Below are 23,223 nucleotides of genomic sequence, written 5' to 3' on the forward strand. Positions count from 1 at the left end.
GACGAGAGTCGTCATGCGCGCCGTACCGTGGTTTTCATCAGCCGTCGTCACTCGCCGCCGGCTCAATCACCTGACGCACCGGCGCGGCGCGCGTGCCACTCCGGTGCCAGCAGCGACCAGACCTCGAGATCACGCCGCCCGTCCGGGCCCGGTGACACCTCACGCAGTACGCCGTCGCGGCGCATACCGAGCCGACGGGCCACCGCGATGCTGCGTACGTTGCCGGCGAGGACTCGCCACTCGACCCGGTGCAGTCCGCGCTCGTCGATCACCCAGTCGATGAGCCGGCTGACCGCGCGGGTCACCAGCCCGCGCCCCTCGGCGGCCGGCTCAAGCCAACAGCCGGCCTCGCAGACGCCCGTGTCGACATCGAGCGACACCAGCAGCACCCCGCCGACCAGCGTGCCGTCGGACCAGATGCCCCAGATGCCGCCGTCGTCGCGCGCCCACCGGTCGGCGTACCGCTGTAACACCTGCCGCGCCCGCTCCAGATCGGTGGCGACGAAGGCCGGCGACACCCAGGGGTCCATGCTCTTTCGGGCCCGGTCCAGGTTGGCCAGGAACTCCTCGGCATGCCACGGATTGAGCGGACGCAACTCGGCGTCAGTGGTCAACGGCACGGCGAACATCAGCGTCCTCCCGTCAACACGGCACGCTGGCCGTACCAGCCTTGTTACCTGGCATCCACCACCGCCCCGATCTTTCCATGCTGTCTCTGCGACAGGACCGTACCGCCGTACGCCGGCTCGATGGCGGCGCGGCGCCACCGAGAGGAAGTCCTCGTAGACTCGCCGCCACCGGCGCCTGAGCGCGCTGCCGGTGCAGACGGGCGCCAGGCGCGCCGCTGGCCGATTCGACGCGGGCGGGCCCGGGGCACCGCTGACGATGCCCCGGGCCCGCCCGTCACAGCTCCGACGGATCAGCGCAGGCCGTTGGAGACAGCCGTGATCAGTTCACCGTTGCCGGTGTCGCCGGAGAGTTCCCAGAAGAAGGCGCCGCCCAGCCCCTGGCTCTTGGCGTACGACATCTTGCCGCCGATCGTGGCCGGGGTGTCGTAACTCCACCAGTTGCTGCCGCACTTCGCGTACGCCGTGCCGGCGATGGTGCCGGTGGCCGGGCAGGTGTTCTTGAGTACCTTGTAGTCCTCGATTCCCGCCTCGTAGGTGCCCGGTGCCGCCCCGGTGGCCGTACCGCCCGGGGTGGCCTGGGTGACCCCGGTCCAGCCCCGGCCGTAGAAGCCGATGCCGAGCAGCAGTTTGCTGGCCGGGATGCCCTTGCTCTTCAGCTTCTGGATCGCCGCATCGGACCAGAAACCCTGCTGCGGGATCCCGGCGTACGAGGTCAGTGGCGAGTGCGGGGCGGTGGGGCCCTGCGGGGCGAAGGCGCCGAAGTAGTCGTACGTCATCGGCATCAGCCAGTTGAGGTTGTTTATCGCACCGGCGTAGTCGGCCGCGTCGATCTTGCCGCCGTTGCTGCCGTCCGCGGTGATCGCGGCGGTGACCAGGTTCGACGAGCCGAACCGGCCGCGCAGCGCGGAGATCAGGTTCTTGAATGCGTTCGGGCCGCTGGCGTCGCAGGTCAGGCCGCAGGCGTTCGGGTACTCCCAGTCGATGTCGATGCCGTCGAAGACGTCCGCCCAGCGCGGGTCCTCGACCAGGTTGTAGCAGGACTCGGCGAAGGCGGCCGGGTTCTGCGCTGCCTGGGTGAAGCCGCCGGACCAGGTCCAGCCGCCGAACGACCAGATCACCTTCAGGTGCGGGTACATCCGCTTGAGCTTGCGGAGCTGGTTGAAGCTGCCGCGCAGCGCACCCGCGTCCCAGGTGTCGGCGACCCCGTCCACACTCTCCGCCGCCGAGTACGCCCGGTCGTAGTCGGCGTAGCTGTCGCCGATGGTGCACCGGCCGCCGGTGGTGTTGCCGAAGGCGTAGAGGATGTGGGTCAGCTTGGCGGCCGAGCCGCTGGTGTGGATGTTCTTGACGTGGTAGGCCCGCTGGTAGACGCCCCACTGGGCGAAGTAGCCGACCACCTTCTGCGCCCCGGGGTCGGTCGGCGGCGTGGTCGGTGGCGGCGTGGTCGGTGGCGGAGTCGTCGGCCGTACGGTCGTCGGGGTGGCGGTCGGGGCCGGTCCACCGCCGCAGGCGCCACCGTTGACGGTGCAGTTCGTCGGGGCCCGGTAGCCGCCGGTGCCGACGTAGCCCCAGGTCGCCGAGGCGCCCGGGGCGAGCGTGCCGGCCCAGCTCTTCTGCACCGCGACGTAGCGGTTGCCGCTGCGGGTGACGTCGGCGTCCCAGAAGCTGCCCATTGTGGTCCCGGCCGGCAGGTCGAACTCGATCCGCCAGGTGGCGACCGGTGCGTCGGTGCCGTTGGTGACGGTGACCCTGACCTCGTGGCCGGAGCCCCAGTCGGAGGTGGCGGCGAAGGTGGTGGTCAGGCTGCCGGCGCCGAGAGCCGCGGTGATCGGAACCGCGGCGACGGCCACCGCGGCCGCGACGCCGGCCCACAGCGCCCGGCGGATGGATCTCCTCATGGTGGCGCCTCCCTTTACTGATAGGAAACTTTCCAGATAGTGAGGCGACGCTACTCAGCGGTTCACCACTTCGTCAAGATGTCCATGTTTCGATTTCAGCCGGTGACCGGCCTCCGCGCCCCAGCCGCCGCCGGCCCCTCCCGCCCAGCCACCACCGGCGGGCGGGAGGAGGGGAAGCCGACCCCGACACCGCCGCCGCCCGGTAGCCTCTGGACCATGACCGAGCGGAGAGTGGATGTCAGTCGGATCCGACGGCCGGGGCACGGCGACGACCGGCGACCGGGGCGTACGGCGCGCCGGGGCGGAGGCGTCCGGTGAGCGTCTTCGACGTCCAGATCGGAGCACTGACCGGTGACGGATTCGTCGGCCTGGAGCAGTTCCGGGGCAACGCCGTGCTGGTGGTCAACCTCGCCTCCAAGTGCGGCCTGACCCCGCAGTACGCCGGACTCCAGACCCTGCACGAGCGATACGCCGACCGCGGGCTGACCGTGCTCGGCGTACCCAGCAACCAGTTCGCCGACCAGGAGCCGGGCACCCCGGCCGAGATCGCCGAGTTCGCCCGGTCCACCTTCGGGGCCACCTTCCCGCTGACCGAGAAGATCGACGTCAACGGACCCGACCGACACCCGCTCTACGCCGCACTCGTCGACACCGCCGACGCCGACGGCCACTCCGGCGACGTCCGATGGAACTTCGAGAAGTTCCTTGTCGACCCGGACGGCCACGTGGTCGCCCGGTTCGCGCCCCAGGTCGAACCGGAGTCGCCGGAGATCGCCGCCGCCATCGAGCGGGTACTACCCCGGTAGCTGTACTGCCAGGCAGGTCGGTCAACCTGGCGACGGGTCAGCCGAATCGCCTCCGCATCGATTCCATAAACTGGTGCACGGTCGCCGAGTCGGAGGGCACGAGCCGTTCACGGAGTCCACTCGCCCGCTCGATGTCCTGCCGTACGTTGCTGTGCTCCCATTCGCCGTCGCGCGTGTACATCTGGCCATACACCCCGCTGCCGTCCGAGGCATCCCACTCACGCAGTACACCCACCGGCTCATCGGTCGGGTCGTCGGCGCTCACGACAATCGAGTAGCGGTAGGCGATTTTCCTCTCCCGTCGTTGCTGGATGCGGGCGGCGGCTTTCTCGCTGATCGGCCGAAGCTGGTACGCGACTTCGCCTGCCTCGATCCGATCGAGCAACGTCGTCCGCACCCAGACGGCGTCGTCGTGGAGCACGGTGACGCCGGTGCGCTCGGCCACCCGAATGACGGTGACAGGGTCCTTGACGTCGTGCTCTTCGTCGACGACGGCGAAGTAGTGGTTCATTTGATCACCAGCCTGGCGGAAAGTCGAGTTTGTCAGCGTCGGTCGGCATCTCGACGGTCGCCCACATCCCTTTCGAGATCTTCTTCGCTTCCTCTTTCGTCATGCCCCAAGCGGACGGTTCCGGTGCGTCCGGTTCCGACAGCTCGAGCCGGCCGATCTCGTAGAACGGGTGCTCCGCCTTGTTCACCCAGAAGCTGTCCGGCGTGTGGAACTGCAGCTCAAACAAGTGACCGGTCCACGGGTCTCGCCACGTCGTGTTGATCCCCTTGTAGTTGCCCATCGCCCCGGGGACCCACCCGTTCTTCGCCTCGATCAGCTCGTACCGCTTCAGCTTCAACGCATCGACTAACTCCTGCACGCCACCGACATACCGATTCGCCTCGAACACGGCAGTATAGCGGATATTGTCACGGAGGTCCGCGAGTAGCTGCCCTGCCGGACGCCCTCTCTTGTGGATGTCAGTGGCGAGCTTGCGCTTCAGCGAGTCCGGGGTCTTGAGTCGATAGGCCCAACCCTCGCGGGACGCGCCCGGGGTCGACTCGATTAGCTCCCTCATCCGCGGGGACAGATCGGCCTCGGCGACCTTGGCGGCGTCGATCGCCGCGTCCGCCAGCTCGTTGTCCGCCCTGCTGAGGTTGAGCGTGACGCGGTTCTCCTCGTACCGCCAGCTACCATCGGGCTGGGTGCCGTTGCAGAACGACGCCGCAGCCGCCATGGCGGCCCTCGCCGCAGCCGGGACCACGCAGGCGGGCGGCGCGTCGGGGTAGTCGACGTCGTGCCCGGGCCTGAGCACGAGATCCCTGATCTTGACGATCCCGTTCTCGATGGCGAGGAGCCCGCCGTCGAGGTGCACGACGGCGCCCTCGAGATCGGCTGCCGTCCCGTCGAGCCGGGCCGTGACGCCGTCGACCTTGTAGAACTTGTTGTCGACGAGGGCGAACGCCTCGTCGAACTTGGCGACGCCGTTCTCCAGCCGCAGACCGATGCCGGTGATCCGGGCGATCTTGCCGATCTCGCCCGGTGCGTCGGCGACCCGAACCGCGAAGCGCTCGATCCGTCCGATGCCGCCGGAGATCTTGGTGAGGCCGAGACGCAGCAGGTTGCTGATCTCACCGAGCGTCTTGTTGAGCGCCCCGCCGACCTCGCCGACACCGGGAATGGCGAACGAGGCGACGTCGAAGAGCGTCAGTCCGAACGCCTTGCCGGGATTCTCCCGCCACTCGGTGATGTGGATCAGCTCGAGCGGATGGTCGCGGAGCATCGCCGGCATCTGCCGGAAGCCCTCAACGGTCTTGCCGCAGTTGTTCCGGAAGTAGTCGCCGTCCAGGCCGACCACGATCCAACTGCCGCAGTCCGCGAGCGCCTTGAGACCCAGGACGAAACCCTTGGCACCCTCGACCAGACCGGCACCGACCTGGACGAAGAAGTTGATCACCTGGTCGCCGTTGGCCTGAGCTTCGTCGCAGGCGGCATCGTTGCCGGTGTAGCACCTGGCCAGCAGCGCGATGTGGTTCTTGCTCGCGTCCAGAGCCGTCTTCAGGCCGGGTTGCACCAGGTCCCAGAGCTGCTCACAGGCGTTCACCATCCGGGCCTGGCACTTGAGGTAGGCGAGGATGCCGTCCTTGACCTTGTCCTCGAACGCCTGCTGCTCCCGGGCGATCGCCTCCTGCTTCGCCTGCTCGTCCTGCAGTCCCTTGAGGGTGTCCGAGAGCTTCTTAGCCTGACCGTGGATGTTCGCGGTGGCCGACTTGGCCCACGCGTACGCCTTGTCGATGCTGGCCGAGGCCCGGCCGGCGCTGGCCGCCGCCAGACTGGCCTGCTGCGCCGCGTAATCGGCGATGCTGGCGTCCCGCCACGCCGCCGACTCCCACTGGGTCGCGACGTGGGCGGCCGTGGTGGCCCCGTTCGCGTCGTTGGTGGCCACCACCGCTGCCTGGTACGCCTTGTTCGCCGCACCGATCGCCGTGTTCGCCGAGCCGATGGCGCGGGCCGCCGCCTCGTACGCCGGCTTGATGGCGCCGACCGCCTCGGTGGCCTCGGCGGTGGCATGCGCTGCCGCTGCCTCGGCTTCGGCCGCCCGTTCCGCAGCCGCTGCGGCCTGCTCCTGGGCGAGCACGATCGCCTCGCCCGCGACCAACAGCGCGGCCCGGGCGTCGGCGTTGACCGCGGCGAACCGCGACGCGATGTAGCTCGCGGTGCCGGCCCGGTCGACGGTCAGCGCAGCCAGCGCGGCGGCGCTGCCGGACGCGTTGCCGGCGATGTCCGCCTGGACGATGGCGTGCCCCGCCTCCCGGACCGCGGCCGTGGCCTCGGCCTGGGTGCGCTCCGCGTTCACCCGGGCGTTCTCGGCGGCATGCACGCTGTCCACCGCTGCCTGACCGGCCCGGTCGGAGGCCCGCCGCGCGGTCAGCGCGCTCTGCTGCGCCGCCTTCGCCGCGTTCCGAGCGCGGCTGGCGGCGGCACTGGCCTGTTCTGCCTGGTCACGGGCCGCATCGGCGGCGGCCTCCGCCCGGTCCGCCCAGGCCTGCGCGGCGTGGTAGGCATCCCTGGCGCGGTTGGCCTGGAGCTGCAGGTCGCGGGTTGCCTCGTCGGCGTCCTGTCCGGCTGCGATGGCCTCGTCCCGGGCCTTCTGCAGCGCTGCGGAGATCGCGTTGTACTCCTCCTCGGCGGCGAAGCAGCGGGAGGTGGCGGCGCTGAGCTCCTCGGTGGACCGGTTGACCCGGTCGATCGCCGCCGACTCCCGCCGGATGGCGTCGTTCGCCTCCAGCTGCGCCGCCCCGGCGACCTGGGCCTGGGCGATCGCGTTGGCGGACGCCCGCTCAGCCTCGGCCCGCAGCGACTTCACCCGCTCCGCGTGCTGGCGGGTCTCGGTGGCCGCCTGCTCGGCGATGCCGCGCTGGTCCTTGGCCCGCTTGGCCGCGTCCTCGGCGATCTTCTGCTGCGCCTTGGCCACAGCCGCCTGGTCCGCGGCCACCTGCTCCTGATATCTGGTCTCGGCCAGCCACCGCGCCGCGTTGTTAGCGTGCAGGGTGGCGTTCTGGTCGGCATCCAACGCCAGGCTGTCGGCGAGCGTCGCCGTGGCCGCCGCACCCGCCGTCCCGGCGGCATGCGCGGCCGCCTGAACGGACAGGCCGACCGAGATGGTGACCTGCGCCCAGTCCTGTCCGTGCGCCTGCCCCGACTCGACCAGGTCCCGCGCGGCGATCTGCACCCGGGCGATGACGGCGTTCATCTGCAACGCCGTCTGACTGGCCCGGCTGGCCTGCGTGATCGCAGTAGCCTTGTGCGCCTCCAGCAGTGCCGTCCGGCCCGGCTGCTGTGGGCGGTGCACCCGATCCTGCTCGAAGACCTGATCGGCGGCGTTGGCTGCGCCCGCCGCCTGCCGCATGGCGAGCAGCGCGTCCTCGAGATATCTCAGGGCCTCGACGTTGGCGGCGATGATCTCCGCCCGCGCCCGGGCACCGGCTTCCGCAGCCGTGGCCTCGGCGGTGAGCGCGTCCAGGGTCTGGTTGCGCTGCTCGATCGCCTGCCGGACGCGTTCGCGGTTGTCCCAGTCGACCCGGTTGGCCGCGGCGTAGCCGGTGGTGTAGAACTCGGCGATCGTCGCCGGGTCCCCGGACGCCAGCGCCTGACCGCCCTCGGCCACGACGGTCGGCCCACCGATCGCGATCATCTGCTCGACACGCCCGTAGATCCGCTCGCGCTCGGCATCGGTGTCGGCGACCGGATTGTCCAACCGATTGGCGATCTCGTAGCCCCACGCCACGAACTCGCTGATGGCATAGTCGCCACCCAGCAGCGCCAGGTTGGCGGCCCTCTTCACGTTCGTTCCACCGCTGGTGGACCACGCCCTAACCAGGACGGCCACTCCGGCGACGTCCGGTGGAACTTCGAGAAGTTCCTTGTCGACCCGGACGGCCACGTGGTCGCCCGGTTCGCGCCCCAGGTCGAACCGGAGTCGCCGGAGATCGCCGCCGCCATCGAGCGGATCCTGCCGAAGTAGCGACCGCCCTCGGGCGTCAGAGCCAGCCGTGCTCGTGGGCCTGCCAGCCGAGCTGTAGCCGGGAGCGGGAGTTGGTGCGTTGCATCAGCACCTGCACCCGGCGCACCACGGTCCGGCGGCTGAGCCCGAGCCGGGCGCCGGCCGCCTCGTCGGTGAGCCCCGCCACCAGCAGCGAGAGCAGGTGGCGGTCCTCGGCGGAGATGCCGAGCGCCGTCGGCACCTGCTCCGGGCCGGCCGCCGACAGCGGCGTCGCCTGGGTCCAGAGCGTCTCGAAGAGCGCCACCAGCGCGTCCAGCAGGCCGCACGGGTGCACCAGCAGCGCGGCGTCGTGCGCCGAGGCGGTCCAGGCCAGCGGCAGCAGCGCCAGGGTGCGGTCCGCGACCGCCAGCTTGGTGGGGAGCCCGACGGCGAGCCGGGCCAGTTCGCCGGCGCGGATGTGCGCGGCCACGCTGGCCGCGAACTCGGGGTCGTCAAGCGCACTGCTGTCGTACACCGCCCGGTAGGTCACCCCGGCGGCCTCCCGGTCGAGCTGGGTGGGGTTCACCGAGGTCGGAATCGCGTACGGCGGTGCCACAAGTACCCGCATCTCCTGCCGCGCGCTGCGCTGCACCCGCTCGAAGGCCCGACCGACCGCCGCCCGCCCCGAGACGATCTCGATCAGCTCCTCGGTACGCCTGTTGCTCGCCCTCCCCCGCGCCTCGGCGGCGAGCCGGTGCGCCGTCTCCCGGGCGAGTTCGAGTTCCGCGTACCGGCGCCGGATCAGTTGCTCGACGGCGAGATCGGGCGGTACCGGTACGACCCGTTCGGCGGGCGGCGGGGTGCGGTGCACGAAGCCCTCCCGTTCGAGTACGCCGACCGCCCGACGTACCCGCGCCTCCGACAACCCGAGCCGGTCCGCGAGATCGACCAGCCGGGCACCGCCGTGCCGGATCAGCGCCAGGTAGGCCGACTCCTCCACCGAGGTCAGCCCGGCGAACTTCAGCACGACCGAACCTCCTGGCGCATCTAGGTCATGGCGCAGTTGCGCTCGCTGTAGATCCTTTACCGGCATGGTGACGAAGTGTGACGCTGCCCGATGATCCAGCAGCACGTCAAGGGAGCTCTCGTGGTCAAGCCAGCACGTACGGTAGTCGCGCTCGCGGTCACCGTCGCCCTCCTGGCCGCCGTGGCCCCGCCGGCCGCCGCCGCGCCGCACGATGGCGCAGTCACGCCAACGGTCCACACCGGACCGTCCGCTGTGCACACCGTCACGCTCGTCACCGGGGACGTCGTCCGGCTGCACACCTTCGCGGACGGCCGGCAGTTCGCCGAGGTCGACGACCAGGAGAGCCGCAGCGGGCTCGGCTTCCATCTCTCCGAGCGCGACGGTGACCTGCACGTCACGCCGTACGAGGCGCTTCCGCTGGTCGCCGCCGGCCGGGTCGACCCGGCCCTGTTCAACGTCACCGACCTGGTGGCCGAGGGCTACTCCGACGCGGCCCGGTCCAGCCTGCCGCTGCTGCTCACCGGCGCGCCCGCCGCACCCGGAGTGCGGGCCAGCGCACCGGCGACCCCGACCGGCGCCACCCGGCACCGCGAACTGCCCAGCATCGGGGCGATCGCGGTGGGCGCGGAGAAGTCCCGGGCCGGCGACTTCTGGTCGGCCGTCACCGACCGGGCCCGGGCCGGCCACCGGTCCAAGGCCGGCCCGACCGCACCCGGTGCGCTGGCTGACGGGTTCGGCAAGCTGTGGCTGGACCGGCGGATCCGGGCCGACCTGGCCGAGAGCGTGCCGCAGATCGGTGCGCCCCGAGCCTGGCGGTCCGGGTACGACGGGCGGGGCGTGCAGGTCGCCGTCCTGGACAGCGGCTACGACCCGAACCATCCCGACCTGGTCGGACGGGTCAGCGCGGCGGCCAGCTTCACCGGTACCCCCGACACCACCGACCGGGTCGGACACGGCACCCACGTCGCCGCCACCATCGCCGGTGCCGGCAGCGGCGACCGGCGGCCCGGCGGCACCGGGCCGGGCGGTAAGGGAGTCGCGCCCGGTGCCCGACTGCTGATCGGCAAGGTGCTCGACGACCACGGGTCCGGAGAACTCTCCTGGGTCATCGCCGGCATGGAGTGGGCGGTACGCCAGGGCGCCCGGGTGGTCAACCTCAGCCTCGGCGGCCCGGCCGGCGAGGGACCGGACCCGGTCACCGAGGCGCTCGACGCGCTCTCCGCCAGCTCCGGCGCGCTCTTCGTGGTCAGCGCCGGCAACGCCGGACCCGGCCGGCAGACGGTCAACACCCCGGGCACCGCGGACCGGGCGTTGACGGTCGGGGCCGTCGACGGACAGGACCGGATCGCCGACTTCTCCAGCCGGGGCCCGCGACTCGGCGACGGCGCGGTCAAGCCGGAGATCACCGCCCCCGGTGTCGGCATCGTCGCGGCCCGCGCCGCCGGCACCAGCCTCGGCGAGGTGGTCGACGCCGGCCACACCTCGATGTCCGGCACCTCGATGGCCGCCCCGCACGTCGCCGGCGCGGCGGCGCTGCTCGCCCAGCGCCACCCGGACTGGCGGGCCGACCAGCTCAAGGCGGCCCTGGTCAGCAGCGCCGCCGAGACCCGGGACACCCCGGTCTGGGCCCAGGGCGCCGGCCGGGTCGACGTGGCGAAGGCGCTGGACCAGCCGGTCACCGTCGACACCGCGGCGCTCGCCCTGGGCCGACTCCCAGCGGGTACGCCGGCCCGCAGCGCCACAGTCGACTTCACGAACCCCGGTCGTCGGCCGGTGACCCTCACCCTGGCGGCAGAGGCTCGCGACCTCGGTGCCGACCAGCGGCGGGCGGATCTGCGCGTCTCGCCGGCCCGGCTGACCGTACCGGCCGGCGGGCGGGCCAGCGCGCTCGTCCGGCTCGACCCGAGCCGCACCGCCCCGAACCAGTACGCCGGAGTGCTGACCGTCCGGGGCGGCGGCACCGAACTGCGTACCCCGATCGGGTTCAGCGTCGTCCCGCCGACCCGCCGCCTGACGATCCAGGCGGTGGACCGGGACGGCCGGGCCCCCAGCGACTTCCTCAGCCGGTCCGAACTGTTCAACCTGGACACCGGTGAGCAGCACTGGGCGCACTTCGACGGCGGGCGACCCGCCACCGTCGAGTTGCCGGCCGGCCGCTACGCCGTGGCGACCTGGGTCCTCACCATGGCGGAATCCGGGTTCCCGAAGGACGCAACGCTGCTCGCCGAGCCGGAGTTGCTCGTCGAGGCGGACCGGACGCTGCGCCAGGACGCCCGTGACGGCCGGGAGATCCGCATCGACACCCCGGACCGGACCACCACGGCCCAGGCAGCCCTGGTCTGGCAACGCGGCACCCCGGCGGCCTCGGTGCTCTCCGGTGAGTCGTTCAACCTGGAGGCCATCCGCCGGGTGTACGCGGCACCGACCCGGCCGGTCTCCACCGGCACCTTCCAGTTCTTCAGCCGGTGGGACCTGGCCGCACCGGCGCTGACCGCCACGGTGACCGGCCCGGACGGCTTCCCGGTGCCGGATACCCGGCCGGTCGGCGGCGCACCACTGCTGGACGGGCGCAGCAGCGCCCGGCTGGTCGACGGCGGCGACGGTACCCCGGCCGAGCTGGCCCGGGCCGGCGCCCGGGACGCGGTGGTGCTGGTCCGGCTCGACAAGAGCAGCTTGGAGGCTCCCGGTGCCGCACAGTTGCGGGCGGCGGGTGCGGCCGGCGCCCGGGCGGTCCTGCTGGCCGGGCCGACCTCGGGTTACCACGAGATGGTCGGAGGCGGCTCGCCGGTGCCGGCGTACCGGGTGGACGCGATGGTGGCGCAGCGGCTCCGGGAACGGTTGGCGGCCGGGCCGGCGACGGTCGAGTTGGAAGCCGTCGCCCGGTCGCCGTACCGCTACGACCTGCTGCTGCCGGAGCGGGGACGGGTGCCGGAGGATCTGCACTACCGGGCCGGTGACCTCGCACTGGCCACTGTGGAGTCGGAGTTCCACCAGCACGCGCCCGAGATGCTGGCCAGGGAGACCCGGGCCGGTTACCCGGACGGGGTCTCGACCGGGTTCGGCTTCAGCCGGGGCGTCACCGCCGCACACCGGCGTACCGACCACGTCAACACCAGGGGCGTCGCGTGGCGGAGCAGCGCGATCCTCCAGGCGTACCAGGTCGGCAACCCGCAGGGGCAGATGTGGGGGCCGCTGCGGGCGTACCGGGCCGGGGAGCGGGAGCGCCAGGTGTGGTTCCCGGCGCTGACCCGGCCCGCAGTACCGGCCACGGTCCTCCCGGACCACGCGTACGGGCTGCCGGTGAACCGGGCGTACGACGCGATCCGGGTCGCGGTGCCGCAGTACTCCGACGGCGCGGCCACCGCGTACGGCTGGGTCGACGGGCAGTCCGACCGCAGCGAGTTGACCCTGAGCCGGGACGGCAGGGTGCTGGGCCGCAGCAGCGCCTCGTCCGCCCAGTTCACCGTGCCGGGTGACACCGGGCGCTACCAGCTCCGGCTCGACCTCACCCGGAACTCGTTCCCGGAGCATCAGTGGTGGACCACCTCCACCGCCACCTCGACGACCTGGACGTTCCGCTCGGGACGACCGCGCGGCGCCCAGCCGGTGGTGCTGCCGTTGCCGCAGCTCGGCTACGACGTCGAGACCGACCTGAGCAACAGCGTCCGGGCCGACCGGCCGTACCGGCTGGTGCTGCACCCCGGCTACCAGCCCGGGGCGAAGGGACCGGGCCGGTTCACGGTGCGGGTCGCGGTCTCCTACGACGACGGGGCGAGTTGGCGGGAGGTGCGCGTCCGGGGCGACCGGGAGGTGGTGGCGAGCCTGCCGGCCGCCCCGGCCGGGGCGGAGTTCGCCACCGTCCGGGTCAGCGCGGTCGACCGGGACGGCAACCGGATCGAGCAGACCATCTCCCGCGCCTGGCGGGTGACGGGTTGACCCCAGGCGTACGCCTGGGATGCTCAGTCGATGCGATCGGCTGTCGGCCGGGAGTGCCGGATTCTGGCACGCAGCCCCGTGCTGTGGTGCGGGCCGGTGCTGCTGGTCGCCGCCGCCGCGCTGCTGATGCCGCTCAACGCGGGCTACCACGACTTCTGGGTCAACTACGATCCGCAGGGCGACAGCCAGCTCCTGCTCAAATACCACGTCGACGGCGTGCACACCGCCACCTCCGGGTTCCTGTTCGGGCACCTGCTGGCCCTGCTGCTCGGTGCCGCCCTGGTGCTGGCCGACTACGCGCCGGCCCGACTCGCAGGTCCGGTTCCGGCGCCCGACCCCCGACTGGTACTTCCCGGCAAGCTGGCCGTGGCCGCCGGGGCGGGCCTGCTGCTGGCCCTGCTCAACGCGGCGGTGAGCATCCCGCTGGCCGCCACCGGTTGGGGAACGCCGCCGAGCCGGGACCGGGTCGAGGCGGCCGGCCTCTCCTTCGACCCCGACCTGTTGGCCGATTCCGGGGTACGCCTGACCATCGCCGTCGGGCTCGCGATGTTTCCACTGCTCGCCGCCGTCGGGGTGGGGCTGGGCGCGGTGGTCGGCACCTGGTCGAGGCTGTCGGCCGTACTCGTGCTCTGGGGGCTGGTGTCGGTGCTGGTCGGTGGCGCGGTCACCCTCTCCGGGCCGCGCCCGCCGGTCGTGCTCATCGGGCTGGTGCTGGCGTTGCCGCCGATCAGTGGACACGTCGCCATCGGCTGGGGTGCCCTGGGCGCGTCCCCGGGTGGCAGTGACGGCCTGCCTGCCGGGTACCCCGAACTCGCCGCCGCCGCGGCCCTGGCCGGTGCGCTCGGCTACGCGTTGGTCGGCTACGAACTGGGCTCGACACTGCTCCGCCGTCGCCTCGCCGAGCGGCTGACCCGGCCGACCCGGTGACCGGCGCGACCGGGGTCAGACCGGGCGCCGGCCGGAGAAGCCGCACTCCACCCGGTGGTACCAGCGCAGGTCGCTGTCCCCCTCCAGCCAGCACCAGAGCACCGGCCGGCCGGCCCGCTCGCCGGGGAAGTCGAGCAGTACCGGGGCGAAGCCCTTGACCTGGATGTCGTGCCCGGTCAGCTCCTCCAGGATGCCGAAGAGCCGCGCCTCCAGGCTCTTGACCTCCGCCAGTCCGCCGAGCGGGCTCGTTCCCCGGTCGGTCAGGTCGGCCCGCAGCTCGGTCAGGTCGGCGCGGAGCACGATCAACTCGTCGATCCGGGGGCGCAGCGTCACGATCAGGTGACGTGCCTGGGCAAGGGTGAACACCGGCACAGTATGGGCCACTCCAACCCCGATCGGACCGGACGCCGGCTCAGTCGTTCTGCGCGGCGATCTCCCGCGCCCGGTCCCGGGCCGCCTCCAGGGCGGCCAGCAGCGCCGCGCGTACGCCGTGGTTCTCCAGCTCACGGATCGCCGAGATGGTGGTACCGGCCGGCGAGGTCACCGCCTCGCGCAGCTTCACCGGGTGCTCGCCGGAGTCCCGCAGCATCACCGCCGAACCGATGGCGGTCTGCACGATCAGCTCGTGCGCCACCTGGCGGGGCAGCCCGAGCAGGATGCCGGCGTCGACCATCGCCTCGACCAGCAGATAGAAGTAGGCCGGGCCCGAGCCGGAGAGCGCGGTCACCGCGTCCTGCTGCGACTCCGGCACCCGGATCGTCGCACCCAGCGGCCGGAACATCTCCTCGGCGAGTTCCAGGTGCCCGGCCGTGGCGTGCACCCCCGGGGAGATGGCGGTCATCGCCTGGTCGACCAGGGCCGGTGTGTTGGTCATCACCCGGATCACCGGGGTGCCCTCGGAGAGCCGTCGGGCGAAGAAGTTCGTCGGCAGCCCGGCGCAGAGCGAAATCACCAGCTTGTCGGCCGGAACTTTCGGGCCGATCTCGTCGAGCAGCGCGTCGGCGTCCTGCGGCTTGACCGACACCGCGAGGACGTCCGCCTCGGCCACCGCCACCAGGTTGTCCACCACCCGTACGCCGTACCGGGTGGCGATCTCCTCGGCGCGCCCCTGCCGCCGGGTGGTGGCCAGCAGCCGGTCCACCGGCCAGCCCGCCCGGAGCAACCCGGAGAGCATCAGTTCACCGATCTTGCCGGTGCCGATCACGGCAACGGTGTGCGCTCCCGGCGCCATCGCTCCTCCTTCGGTGGAAGCCGTCAAGCCGTCGCGGGCCGGTGGCCGCCGACCGTCGCGCCCAGCCGCCACGCCCGGCGAACCCAGCCGCCGCCCGGCGCGCCCTGGCGGCCCCGGGGCGGGGTGGCCCGGTCGTGCCCGGCGGAGTGGTCGAGGCTGACCGCTCGGAGCCGGCTGCGGCGGGCCACCGCCACCTCTGGTCGTCAGCTGCCGAAGAAGACCTCGGCCTCGGTGTAGCGCTCCAGCGGCACCGTCTTCAGCTCGCGGGTCGCCTCGGCCAGCGGCACCCGGACGATGTCGGTGCCCTGCATGGCGACCATCTTGCCCCAGTCGCCCTCGTGCACCGCGTCGATCGCCGACAGGCCGAGCCGGGTGGCGAGCACCCGGTCGAACGCGGTCGGGGTGCCGCCGCGCTGGATGTGCCCGAGTACGACCGTACGGGCCTCCTTGCCGGTCTTCGCCTCCAACTGCTCGGCGAGCCACTGCCCGATGCCGCCCAGCCGGACGTGCCCGAAGGCGTCCAGCTCCTGGTTCTGCAGCCGCATCTGGCCGTCCAGCGGCTGGGCGCCCTCGGCGACCACCACGATCGGGGCGTACTGCTTCTGGAAGCGCTTCTCGACGTAGGTCGCGACCTGGTCGACGTCGAACTGCCGCTCGGGCAGCAGGATCACGTTCGCCCCACCGGCCAGGCCGGCGTGCAGGGCGATCCAGCCGGCGTGCCGGCCCATCACCTCGACCACCAGGGTGCGGTGGTGGCTCTCGGCGGTGGTGTGCAGCCGGTCGATCGCCTCCATCGCGATGTTGACCGCGGTGTCGAACCCGAAGGTGTAGTCGGTCGCCCCCAGGTCGTTGTCGATCGTCTTCGGCACGCCGACGACCTGCACGCCAAGCTCGTGCAACTTGGTGGCGACGCCGAGGGTGTCCTCGCCGCCGATCGCCACCAGGGCGTCCACGCCCTGCTCCGCGAGGTTGGTCTTGATCTGCTCGACCCCGCCCTCGATCTTGAACGGGTTGGTCCGGGAGGAGCCGAGGATGGTGCCACCGCGCGGCAGGATGCCCCGCACCTCCGCGATGCCGAGCGGCTTGGTCATCCCCTCCAGCGGGCCGCGCCAGCCGTCCCGGAACCCGACGAATTCGTGGTCGTAGCTGGCGACGCCCTTACGCACCACCGCTCGGATCACCGCGTTCAGACCCGGGCAGTCACCACCACCGGTGAGCACGCCGATACGCATGATCTGCTTCTCCTCCAGGAGCCTCGAATGAGCCCGTCAAGCCCCAGGGTGAAAGTCGGGTGAGACCGTCGGCGTCGTTGCCGGCCCGGGGCGGGCCGTCATTGCGCACTGTAGTCGCCCGCGCGGGGCCGGACCACCGCGCCCCGGACACCGTCCGGGGGCCGAACCGGTCATCGGGGCAGCCGGCGGGCGGTACGAGCCGAAACGATCACGAGCCGTGATCAGGACCGCTCCGGCCGGGCGTGCATCGCCTGCCAGCGGGCCAGGTTGTGCCGGGCGTCGACCAGGGCGTCGTGCCGGTCGGCGGCGGCGTTCGGCAGCGGCGGACTGCCCCGGTCCTCCCAGCGCTGGCGCAGCTCCTTGGTGAACCGGGGAATCTCCCGGGGCAGCGCCGGCATGGCTCCCCAGAGCTGGGCGAGCGCCACGTGGTCGTACGCCGCGTACCAGGCCCAGAGTTCCAGCTTCTCCCCCGGCCGATCCCGTACCGGCTCGATCAGGAACTCGTAGAGATCGTCCCGGATCCGCTCCCGGGAGCGCCACGCCGCGTCACCGGGCGAGGGCAGCTTGTCGAGCACGTGCCGGCGTACCCACGGCACCGCGCGGGAGTCGTCGAACTCGGTGGAGACCGCGTAGAACTCGCGGCCGTACTCGTCGACGACACCGATTGAGACGAGGTCGACGAGCCGGCCGTCCTCGATGAACTCGCAGTCGTAGAAATAGCGGTAGACCATCGCCGCCATCCTCGCCCATCCATCCCGTCGTACGGGAATCGGGGGTGGAAATTCCACCATTCGGCGCCGGACTGCCCGCTCGGGGTACGACTCGACGCGGTCGGCGTGGTGACCGGCGAAGTACCGCCGGATCACCACGCCCATCCCTGCCGGTCCGGCCGGCGCCCCCACGCCGGTCGTACCCCGGGTCCGCCGCGGCCGGCCAGGGACCTGGCTCGCCCTCCGGCCGGTCGCGGCTCCCCGCGCCCCCACGAATCCGCCACGCCCCCGTACGGTCCCCACCCAGTGGCGGATCTGATGTCAGAATGCTCCCTGGTCAGCCGCAGAACTGTCACAGAAGTGATTTCAGGGGTGTACAGCAAGCGACACGACCGTCATGATCTGATGTGTACCGCTACCGGACCCTACCGGTATCAGTTTCACCTTGCTCTTCGGTCGGTTGCGGGTCGCCCGAGAGCAAAACTGGGTTATTTACCGGGGAGGGGTTGAGCCGTGGAGGTTCGCCTGCCTGAGCCGGGCGACGCCCTCACCGGCGTCGACATGTTCGCCGGCCTTGAGCCAGAGGTGCGTCAGCGGGTGATCGCCGCGGCGGTGCCGCGCACCTACCGGAAGGGGCAACTGCTCTTCGTCGAGAACGATCCCGGCGAGTCCCTGATCGTGCTGCGCCGGGGCGCGGTCGCGGTGTTCCGCACCGCCCCGACCGGCGAGCGCGCGGTGCTCAACGTCATCCGTCCGCCGGACGTGCTCGGCGAGGTGTCCCTGCTGGACGCCTCCACCCGGTCCGCGTCCGCCGAGGCCATCGAGGACTGCACCGCGCTTGCGCTGTCCCGTGGTGCGTTCATGGAACTGGTGCACTCCAACCCGCGCATCCTCGACGCGGTGATGCGGTCGCTCGGCGGGCTGATCCGCCGGTTGACCGAGCAGAACGCCGATCACGTCTTCCTCGACCTGCCGGGGCGGGTCGCCAAGACGCTGGTCCGACTGGCCGGCGAGAGCCAGGCTCCGATGATCACCATCGAGCTGAACCAGAGCCAGCTGGCCGAGATGGCCGGCGGTTCGCGGCAGAGCGTCAACCAGGCCATCGGGTCGTTCGCCAGCCGGGGTTGGCTGCGTACCGAGGGCCGGCGGATCGTCGTGACCGACGTGGCGGCACTGCGTCGCCGTGCCGGCATGGCCGAGCGCTGACCCGTACGCCGACCGACCGGATCGCGACCAGCGAGCAACCCGAGCGGTACACCGCCGTCACCGCGTAGTGGCGGCCGTGGGACGACCGTCAACAGTGTCCGGTGGCCATGGTCGGCCTTCGGACGCCTCCGGTCGACGGCATGGTGCAGTGCGGTGTTCCGACCGGAAAACGGCCACGGGCGTTCCGGAACACCCACGACGGTTTCCGGAACGCCCGATCGGACTGCTGGGCGGTGGCGATCAGGTCGCTCCCGGCCAGTTGGTGGTGTCCCGTCCGCCACCACGGGTCGCCTGCCGGTCAGGTGTCTCCCCGCCGACGATCCCGGCGGCCTGGAGCTTCGCCAGGGTGGCGGCGTCCACGTCGATCATGTCCCCTGAGGAGTGACCGTTTCCATCGCCATCGGTCCATTCCTTTTCCAGTCGGACGTACACCATCGCCCATCTCCCCTGATAACTCGTCGATTGGTAGGCGCCAATGACTGTATCTTGGATCACTATGGGTGGGACTGTCCGCTAGCTAACAGCCTGGTTCCCGACACCCGGGCCGGGCGCTGATACTCGGCGGTGGCGCACCTCGCCCACACCAGCGCCGGCGGCTCGCCGGAGCCACCGGTCACGGTCGGGCGGGGCCATCCCGGTGGACGGCACGTCCCTTCGAGGCTGTAGGAGGACGGCATCTCCGCTACCTGCACCAGATGCGGCCGGATCGGCGCCGCTGGCGACCGCTACTGCGGCGGCTGCGGCACCGAGCTGACTCCGGCCTGCCCACACTGCGACCAGCCACTGGCCGCGGATGCCGCGTTCTGCACGGCCTGCGGCAAGCCAAGGCCCACCCAGCCCGGTCGCCCGGCCGTGCTGCCCCAGGAGGACCGGCGGCGGGTCAGCGTACTCTTCGTCGACCTCATCGACTTCACCCCGTACGTCGAGCGGGCCGACCCGGAACTCGTCCGGGGCATGCAGACCGCCTTCTTCTCGGCTGCCCGCCGGGTCATCGGCCAGTACGGCGGGGTGGTGGAGAAGTACATCGGCGACGCCGTGATGGCGTTGTTCGGCGCGCCGGTGGCGACCGAGACCGACCCGCTGCGCTGCGTACGCGCGGGTCTGGAGTTGCAACGGGTGCTGACCCGGTTCACCCCCACCGGCTCGGACCACCTGCGCTTCCGGGTGGGGGTGGCGACCGGCGAGGCACTCGTCGACGTGGCCGCCGCCCGGGACGGCGGACAGGCCATCGTGGCCGGTGACGTGGTGAACACGGCGTCCCGGATGCAGTCGGTGGCCCCGCCCGGCGGGGTACTCGTCTGCGGCACCACGTACGCGCTGACCCGGGACGCGATCCGCTACGACGAACAGGCGCCGGTGACCCTGCGCGGCCGTTCCTCGCCGACCGAGGTGTGGCTGGCGCTCGCCCCGGTGGACCGGCAGCCGCCGGACCGCGAGCCGGACACCACCCCGCTGATCGACCGGGAACACGAGCTGGGGTTGCTGGTCAACGCGCTGCACCGGTCGATGCGGGACCGGTTGCCGCAGATGGTGACGGTGCTCGGCCACGCCGGCATCGGCAAGAGCCGGCTGGTCCGGGAACTGTTCCGGCACACCGAGCGGCTGACCGACGAGCCGGTGACCTGGCGGGTCGGCCGCTGCCCGCCGTTCGGCGAGAACGTCACGTTCGCCGCGCTGGCCGACATCGTCAAGGCCGAGGCCGGGATCCTGGACACCGATCCGGCGCCGACCGCCACCCGCCGACTGGAGTCGGCACTTGTGGAACTGGTCGGGCCGGGTGCGGCGGACCGGCTGATGGACGCACTGCGCCCGGTGGTCGGGCTGCCGGGGCCGACCCTGCCGGCCGAGGAGTCCGAGTCGGCGTGGCGGCGCTTCCTGGTCGCGCTCGCCGCCCGCCAGCCGACCGTACTCGTCTTCGAGGACCTGCACTGGGCCGACGAGAAGATGCTGAACTTCGTCGAGCTGCTCGGGGCGTACGCGCAGAACGTGCCGCTGCTGCTGCTCTGCACCGCCCGCCCCGAACTGGTGAACCGCGAGCCGAGCTGGGCCGGCACCATCACCGGCTCGATGACGGTGACCCTGCCGCCGTTGCGGGACACCGGAATCGCCTCGCTCTACGGGCACATCTTCGGCCAGGCGGCCTTCTCCACCGACATGCTCAGCCCACTGGTCGAGGTGGCCGACGGCAACCCGCTCTACGCCCACGAGTACGTCCGGATGCTCATCGAGCAGGGCGCGCTGCGCCAGTCCGGCCGGGGTTGGTCGCTGGAGAAGCAGCAGGACCTGGCGATGCCGGACAGCGTGCACTCGGTCATCGCCAACCGGGTGGACCTGCTGGACGGTCCGGACCGGATGGTGCTGCTGGCCGCCTCGGTGGTGGGCATGCAGTTCTGGCCGGGGGCGGTCGCGGCGGCGCTCGGCCAGCCGGTCGAGTCGGTGGAGCGGGCGCTGCGCCGGCTGGAGCAGCGGGACTTCGTGCACGAGCAGGCGACGTCCACGATGGCCGGCCAGCCGGAGTTCCGGTTCCGGCACGTGCTGGTCCGGGACGTCTGCTACCAGCGGCTGCCCCGGACCGAGCGGGTCGCCCGGCACGACCGGACGGCGGACTGGCTGGACGGGATGTCCCGGGGCCGGGACACCGACCTGGCCGAGGTGCTGGCCCACCACCGCTGGGCGGCGCACGAAATCGCGCACACCCTCGGGGTGGACACCGAACGGTACGCGCCGCCGGCCCGGGAGGCGCTGCACCGGGCTGCCCGGCGGGCGTACTCGCTGCACGCGCTGGACGCCGCGGCCAAGCACGCTGGGCGGGCGCTCGGGCTGGCCGACGACAGCGATCCGGTCGGCCGGCTGCAACTGGAGCTGCTGCTCACCGAGATCTCGTACTTCCGCGACGGCACCGCCTTCCTGGCCGGTGGCGGTACCGACCAACTGCACGCCCTGGCCGACCGGCTCTCCGCGTACGACGAGCCGGGCGGCGCGGCCCGGGCCTGGACGCTGCTCGGCAAGGCTGCCTGGCTGCGGGCCGACCGGGCCGAGGCACTGTCCTGTCTGGACCATGCCGTCGAGCTGTTCGACGCACTGCCGGACACCGCCCAGAAGGCGGACGCCTACGCCGAGCTGGGCCGGCTGCACATGCTCAACTACGAACGCGACCCGGCGGTGGCGGCGGCCGGCGCGGCGGCCGACATCGCCGAACGGCTCGGCCTGGTGGAGACCCAGACCGACGCCCGGATCACCGTGGCAACCGCCCGCTACCAGTCCGGCGACCGGGCCGGGCTGGACGAGCTGCACACGATCCTGCGGTTCTGCCAGGACTCCCAGCTCGTCGCGCTGCCCCGGGTGGTGCGCAACCTCTCGCACGTGATGCGGGAGGAGGGCGACTGGATCCGCGCCGACGAACTGGTGGCGTCCTGCCCGGCACTGGCCCAGGCCGAGGCGCTCTCCACAGGTGGCTCGGCGGAGGCGGTGCGGGCGTACTACGAGGGTGACATCGGGCGGCTGCTGACCGTCGCCGACGGTTTCGTGGACACCCAGGCCGGCCGCTGGGACATGCAGGTCCGGGGCATGCGGGCGTACCTCCGGGTGTTGCGTGCCGAGCCGGTGCCGGGCGGGACGGCCGCCGACCGCCCCGGTGCGGCCGCCCCGGACGACGTGACGGACGCCCTGGAGACCGCCCGGCGCAGCGGCTTCCACCGGCTGCACTGGAACATGCTGGGCCTGGGCGCGCTGTGTCGGGCCCTACAGGGGCGTACCGGCGAGGCGGCGGAGCTGCTCGACGAGCTGGCCGAGTCGTGGGCCAAGGTGCCGGCCCTGGCCAGCGGGGAGTGGATCCCGGCCGCCTCGTACGCCGCCGCGCTCACCGGCCGGGACTCGGCGGTCTGCCTCCGGGGCATGCTGGACGCGGTCACCCACTCCACGCTCTGGGTGGAGGCGGCGGTGCGTACCGTGACGGCGGCGCTGGCCGGCGCGGACGGCGACCATGTCCGGGCCGGGCAGCTCTACCTCGCGGCAGCGGAGAGCTACGGCCAGATCCCGGACGTCACCGACCGGATGCTCGGGCTGGCGCTCGCCGCCGGTGAGCTGGTGCTGGCCGGCGACGACTCCGCCGCCGAGGTGGCGCTGGCCGAGGTACGCACCTTCGCGCTGCGCAACCGGGTGCCCGGGCTGCTCCGGCTCGGCCAGGCGCCACCGGCCCCGGGCACCAGCACCCCGATGCTCGCCTCCTGAGCCCACCCGACGGCGGCAGCGGGTCCAGGCGGCCAAGCAAGCCTGTGCAGGTCCAGGCGGCCGGCAAGACTGTGCAGCCTCAGGCGACCGGCGAGCCTGTGCAGGCTCAGGCGGCGAGCGAGTCGGCGTTCAGCTTGCCGGCCGCCGCCTTCAGCTGCTGGTTCTTGATCTTCTGGGCGTAGATGTCGACGTACTCCCGGCCGGAGAGCTCCATCAGCTCGTACATGATCTCGTCGGTGATCGCCCGCTCGACGAATCGGTCCCCGGACATGCCGGCGTACCGGGAGAAGTCCAGCGGTCGACCAAACCTGATCTTGACTCGCTTGATCTTCGGCAGCAGCTTTCCTGGCGGTTGGATCTCGTCGGCGTTCAGCATCACCACCGGAACGACCGGTGCGCCGCTCTCCAGGGCGAGCCGGGCCACCCCGGTCTTGCCCCGATAGAGGCGCCCGTCCGGCGAGCGGGTGCCCTCGGGGTAGATCCCGGCGAGGTTGCCGGCCCGCAGCACCTTCAGTTGGGTGTCCAGCGCGGCCTGCGCGGCCCGGCCACCGGAGCGGTCGACCGGGATCGTGCCGGTGCCCACGAAGAACATCCGTACCAGAGCGCCCTTGAGCCCCTTGCCGGTGAAGTATTCGGCCTTCGCCACGAAGGTCACTTTTCGCTTGACCATCAGGGGCATGAAGATCGAGTCGGAGAACGACAGGTGGTTGCTGGCGATGATCGCCGGGCCGGAGTCGGGCACGTTCTCCCTCCCCTCGACCTGTGGCCGGAAGATCAACTTCAGCCAGGGCCCGAGGATGACGTACTTCATCAGCCCGTACAGCACCGTTGTCCTTCCCGAGGGTCCCGCGCGTCCCACGTCGACCGCCGACCGGGCACGAACACGGGTACGTGTCGTGCCGGACGTCGACGGCCGCGG

General features: G+C 71.9%; 17 protein-coding genes. 5 read left to right on the plus strand and 12 right to left on the minus strand.

The window, feature by feature from the left end:
• Positions 1-62: 62 nt before the first annotated feature.
• Positions 63-629: a GNAT family N-acetyltransferase gene (locus tag CLT71_RS12340; RefSeq protein ID WP_101367223.1), complete on the minus strand. Its 567-nt coding sequence runs from the start codon at positions 627-629 to the stop codon at positions 63-65.
• A gap of 290 nt (positions 630-919) precedes the next feature.
• Positions 920-2,527, minus strand: a complete 1,608-nt coding sequence (locus CLT71_RS12345; RefSeq protein WP_101367224.1) for a glycosyl hydrolase family 18 protein — start codon at positions 2,525-2,527, stop codon at positions 920-922.
• A gap of 314 nt (positions 2,528-2,841) precedes the next feature.
• Here CLT71_RS12345 and CLT71_RS12350 point away from each other — a divergent pair, with 314 nt between their 5' ends.
• A complete protein-coding gene (locus CLT71_RS12350) occupies positions 2,842-3,333 on the plus strand; it encodes a glutathione peroxidase (RefSeq protein ID WP_101367225.1) in 492 nt (163 codons plus the stop codon).
• Positions 3,334-3,370: 37 nt separating this feature from the next.
• On the opposite strand, the gene CLT71_RS12355 is transcribed toward CLT71_RS12350, so the two are convergent.
• The 3 genes from CLT71_RS12355 to CLT71_RS12370 all read right to left on the minus strand — a co-directional run bounded on the left by CLT71_RS12355 (position 3,371) and on the right by CLT71_RS12370 (position 8,832).
• Positions 3,371-3,844, minus strand: coding sequence for a hypothetical protein (locus CLT71_RS12355; RefSeq protein WP_101367226.1), 474 nt, complete (start codon positions 3,842-3,844; stop codon positions 3,371-3,373).
• A gap of 4 nt (positions 3,845-3,848) precedes the next feature.
• Entirely contained in the window at positions 3,849-7,667 is a 3,819-nt protein-coding gene (locus CLT71_RS12360) for a hypothetical protein (RefSeq protein ID WP_158242217.1), read from the minus strand.
• A 196-nt stretch (positions 7,668-7,863) separates the two neighbouring features.
• Positions 7,864-8,832, minus strand: a complete 969-nt coding sequence (locus CLT71_RS12370; RefSeq protein WP_101367228.1) for a helix-turn-helix domain-containing protein — start codon at positions 8,830-8,832, stop codon at positions 7,864-7,866.
• A 120-nt stretch (positions 8,833-8,952) separates the two neighbouring features.
• Here CLT71_RS12370 and CLT71_RS12375 point away from each other — a divergent pair, with 120 nt between their 5' ends.
• A complete protein-coding gene (locus CLT71_RS12375) occupies positions 8,953-12,768 on the plus strand; it encodes a S8 family serine peptidase (protein WP_143743446.1) in 3,816 nt (1,271 codons plus the stop codon).
• Between the two features lie 30 nt (positions 12,769-12,798).
• Positions 12,799-13,695, plus strand: coding sequence for a hypothetical protein (locus CLT71_RS12380; RefSeq protein WP_143743447.1), 897 nt, complete (start codon positions 12,799-12,801; stop codon positions 13,693-13,695).
• Positions 13,696-13,710: 15 nt separating this feature from the next.
• Here the strand turns inward: CLT71_RS12380 and CLT71_RS12385 are convergent, their stop codons facing one another.
• The 5 genes from CLT71_RS12385 to CLT71_RS12400 all read right to left on the minus strand — a co-directional run bounded on the left by CLT71_RS12385 (position 13,711) and on the right by CLT71_RS12400 (position 16,889).
• On the minus strand, positions 13,711-14,061 hold the full coding sequence (locus CLT71_RS12385; protein ID WP_101371388.1) for a DUF2203 domain-containing protein: 351 nt from the start codon (positions 14,059-14,061) through the stop codon (positions 13,711-13,713).
• A gap of 46 nt (positions 14,062-14,107) precedes the next feature.
• Entirely contained in the window at positions 14,108-14,926 is an 819-nt protein-coding gene (gene proC, locus CLT71_RS12390) for a pyrroline-5-carboxylate reductase (protein WP_101367231.1), read from the minus strand.
• A 23-nt stretch (positions 14,927-14,949) separates the two neighbouring features.
• Positions 14,950-15,120 (minus strand): hypothetical protein, encoded by a 171-nt coding sequence (locus CLT71_RS36955; RefSeq protein ID WP_158242218.1) that lies wholly within the window; start codon positions 15,118-15,120, stop codon positions 14,950-14,952.
• Between the two features lie 9 nt (positions 15,121-15,129).
• On the minus strand, positions 15,130-16,158 hold the full coding sequence (locus tag CLT71_RS12395; RefSeq protein WP_101367232.1) for a 6-phosphofructokinase: 1,029 nt from the start codon (positions 16,156-16,158) through the stop codon (positions 15,130-15,132).
• A 221-nt stretch (positions 16,159-16,379) separates the two neighbouring features.
• Positions 16,380-16,889 (minus strand): polyadenylate-specific 3'-exoribonuclease AS, encoded by a 510-nt coding sequence (locus CLT71_RS12400; RefSeq protein ID WP_101371389.1) that lies wholly within the window; start codon positions 16,887-16,889, stop codon positions 16,380-16,382.
• Positions 16,890-17,381: 492 nt separating this feature from the next.
• Between CLT71_RS12400 and CLT71_RS12405 the strand changes: the two genes are divergently transcribed.
• Positions 17,382-18,074, plus strand: coding sequence for a Crp/Fnr family transcriptional regulator (locus CLT71_RS12405; protein WP_101367233.1), 693 nt, complete (start codon positions 17,382-17,384; stop codon positions 18,072-18,074).
• 240 nt (positions 18,075-18,314) lie between these two features.
• Here CLT71_RS12405 and CLT71_RS12410 read toward each other — a convergent pair whose 3' ends face one another.
• The gene (locus tag CLT71_RS12410; protein WP_486483227.1) at positions 18,315-18,443 is read right to left on the minus strand and encodes a hypothetical protein; all 129 of its coding nucleotides are present in this window, start codon (positions 18,441-18,443) and stop codon (positions 18,315-18,317) included.
• A 306-nt stretch (positions 18,444-18,749) separates the two neighbouring features.
• Here CLT71_RS12410 and CLT71_RS12415 point away from each other — a divergent pair, with 306 nt between their 5' ends.
• Entirely contained in the window at positions 18,750-22,304 is a 3,555-nt protein-coding gene (locus CLT71_RS12415) for an adenylate/guanylate cyclase domain-containing protein (protein WP_101367235.1), read from the plus strand.
• A gap of 106 nt (positions 22,305-22,410) precedes the next feature.
• Here CLT71_RS12415 and CLT71_RS12420 read toward each other — a convergent pair whose 3' ends face one another.
• Positions 22,411-23,130: a lysophospholipid acyltransferase family protein gene (locus tag CLT71_RS12420; protein WP_101367236.1), complete on the minus strand. Its 720-nt coding sequence runs from the start codon at positions 23,128-23,130 to the stop codon at positions 22,411-22,413.
• Positions 23,131-23,223: the final 93 nt, after the last annotated feature.

Source organism: Plantactinospora sp. CNZ320 (assembly GCF_002846275.1).

Bases quoted from the DNA above. Each gene is read 5' to 3' on its own strand.
- CLT71_RS12355 (WP_101367226.1), bottom strand. From the start codon at position 3,844: ATGAACCACTACTTCGCCGTCGTCGACGAAGAGCACGACGTCAAGGAC.
- CLT71_RS12400 (WP_101371389.1), bottom strand. From the start codon at position 16,889: ATGGTCTACCGCTATTTCTACGACTGCGAGTTCATCGAGGACGGCCGG.
- CLT71_RS12380 (WP_143743447.1), top strand. From the start codon at position 12,799: ATGCGATCGGCTGTCGGCCGGGAGTGCCGGATTCTGGCACGCAGCCCC.
- CLT71_RS12410 (WP_486483227.1), bottom strand. From the start codon at position 18,443: ATGATCGACGTGGACGCCGCCACCCTGGCGAAGCTCCAGGCCGCCGGG.
- CLT71_RS12340 (WP_101367223.1), bottom strand. From the start codon at position 629: ATGTTCGCCGTGCCGTTGACCACTGACGCCGAGTTGCGTCCGCTCAAT.
- proC (WP_101367231.1), bottom strand. From the start codon at position 14,926: ATGGCGCCGGGAGCGCACACCGTTGCCGTGATCGGCACCGGCAAGATC.
- CLT71_RS12345 (WP_101367224.1), bottom strand. From the start codon at position 2,527: ATGAGGAGATCCATCCGCCGGGCGCTGTGGGCCGGCGTCGCGGCCGCG.
- CLT71_RS12395 (WP_101367232.1), bottom strand. From the start codon at position 16,158: ATGCGTATCGGCGTGCTCACCGGTGGTGGTGACTGCCCGGGTCTGAAC.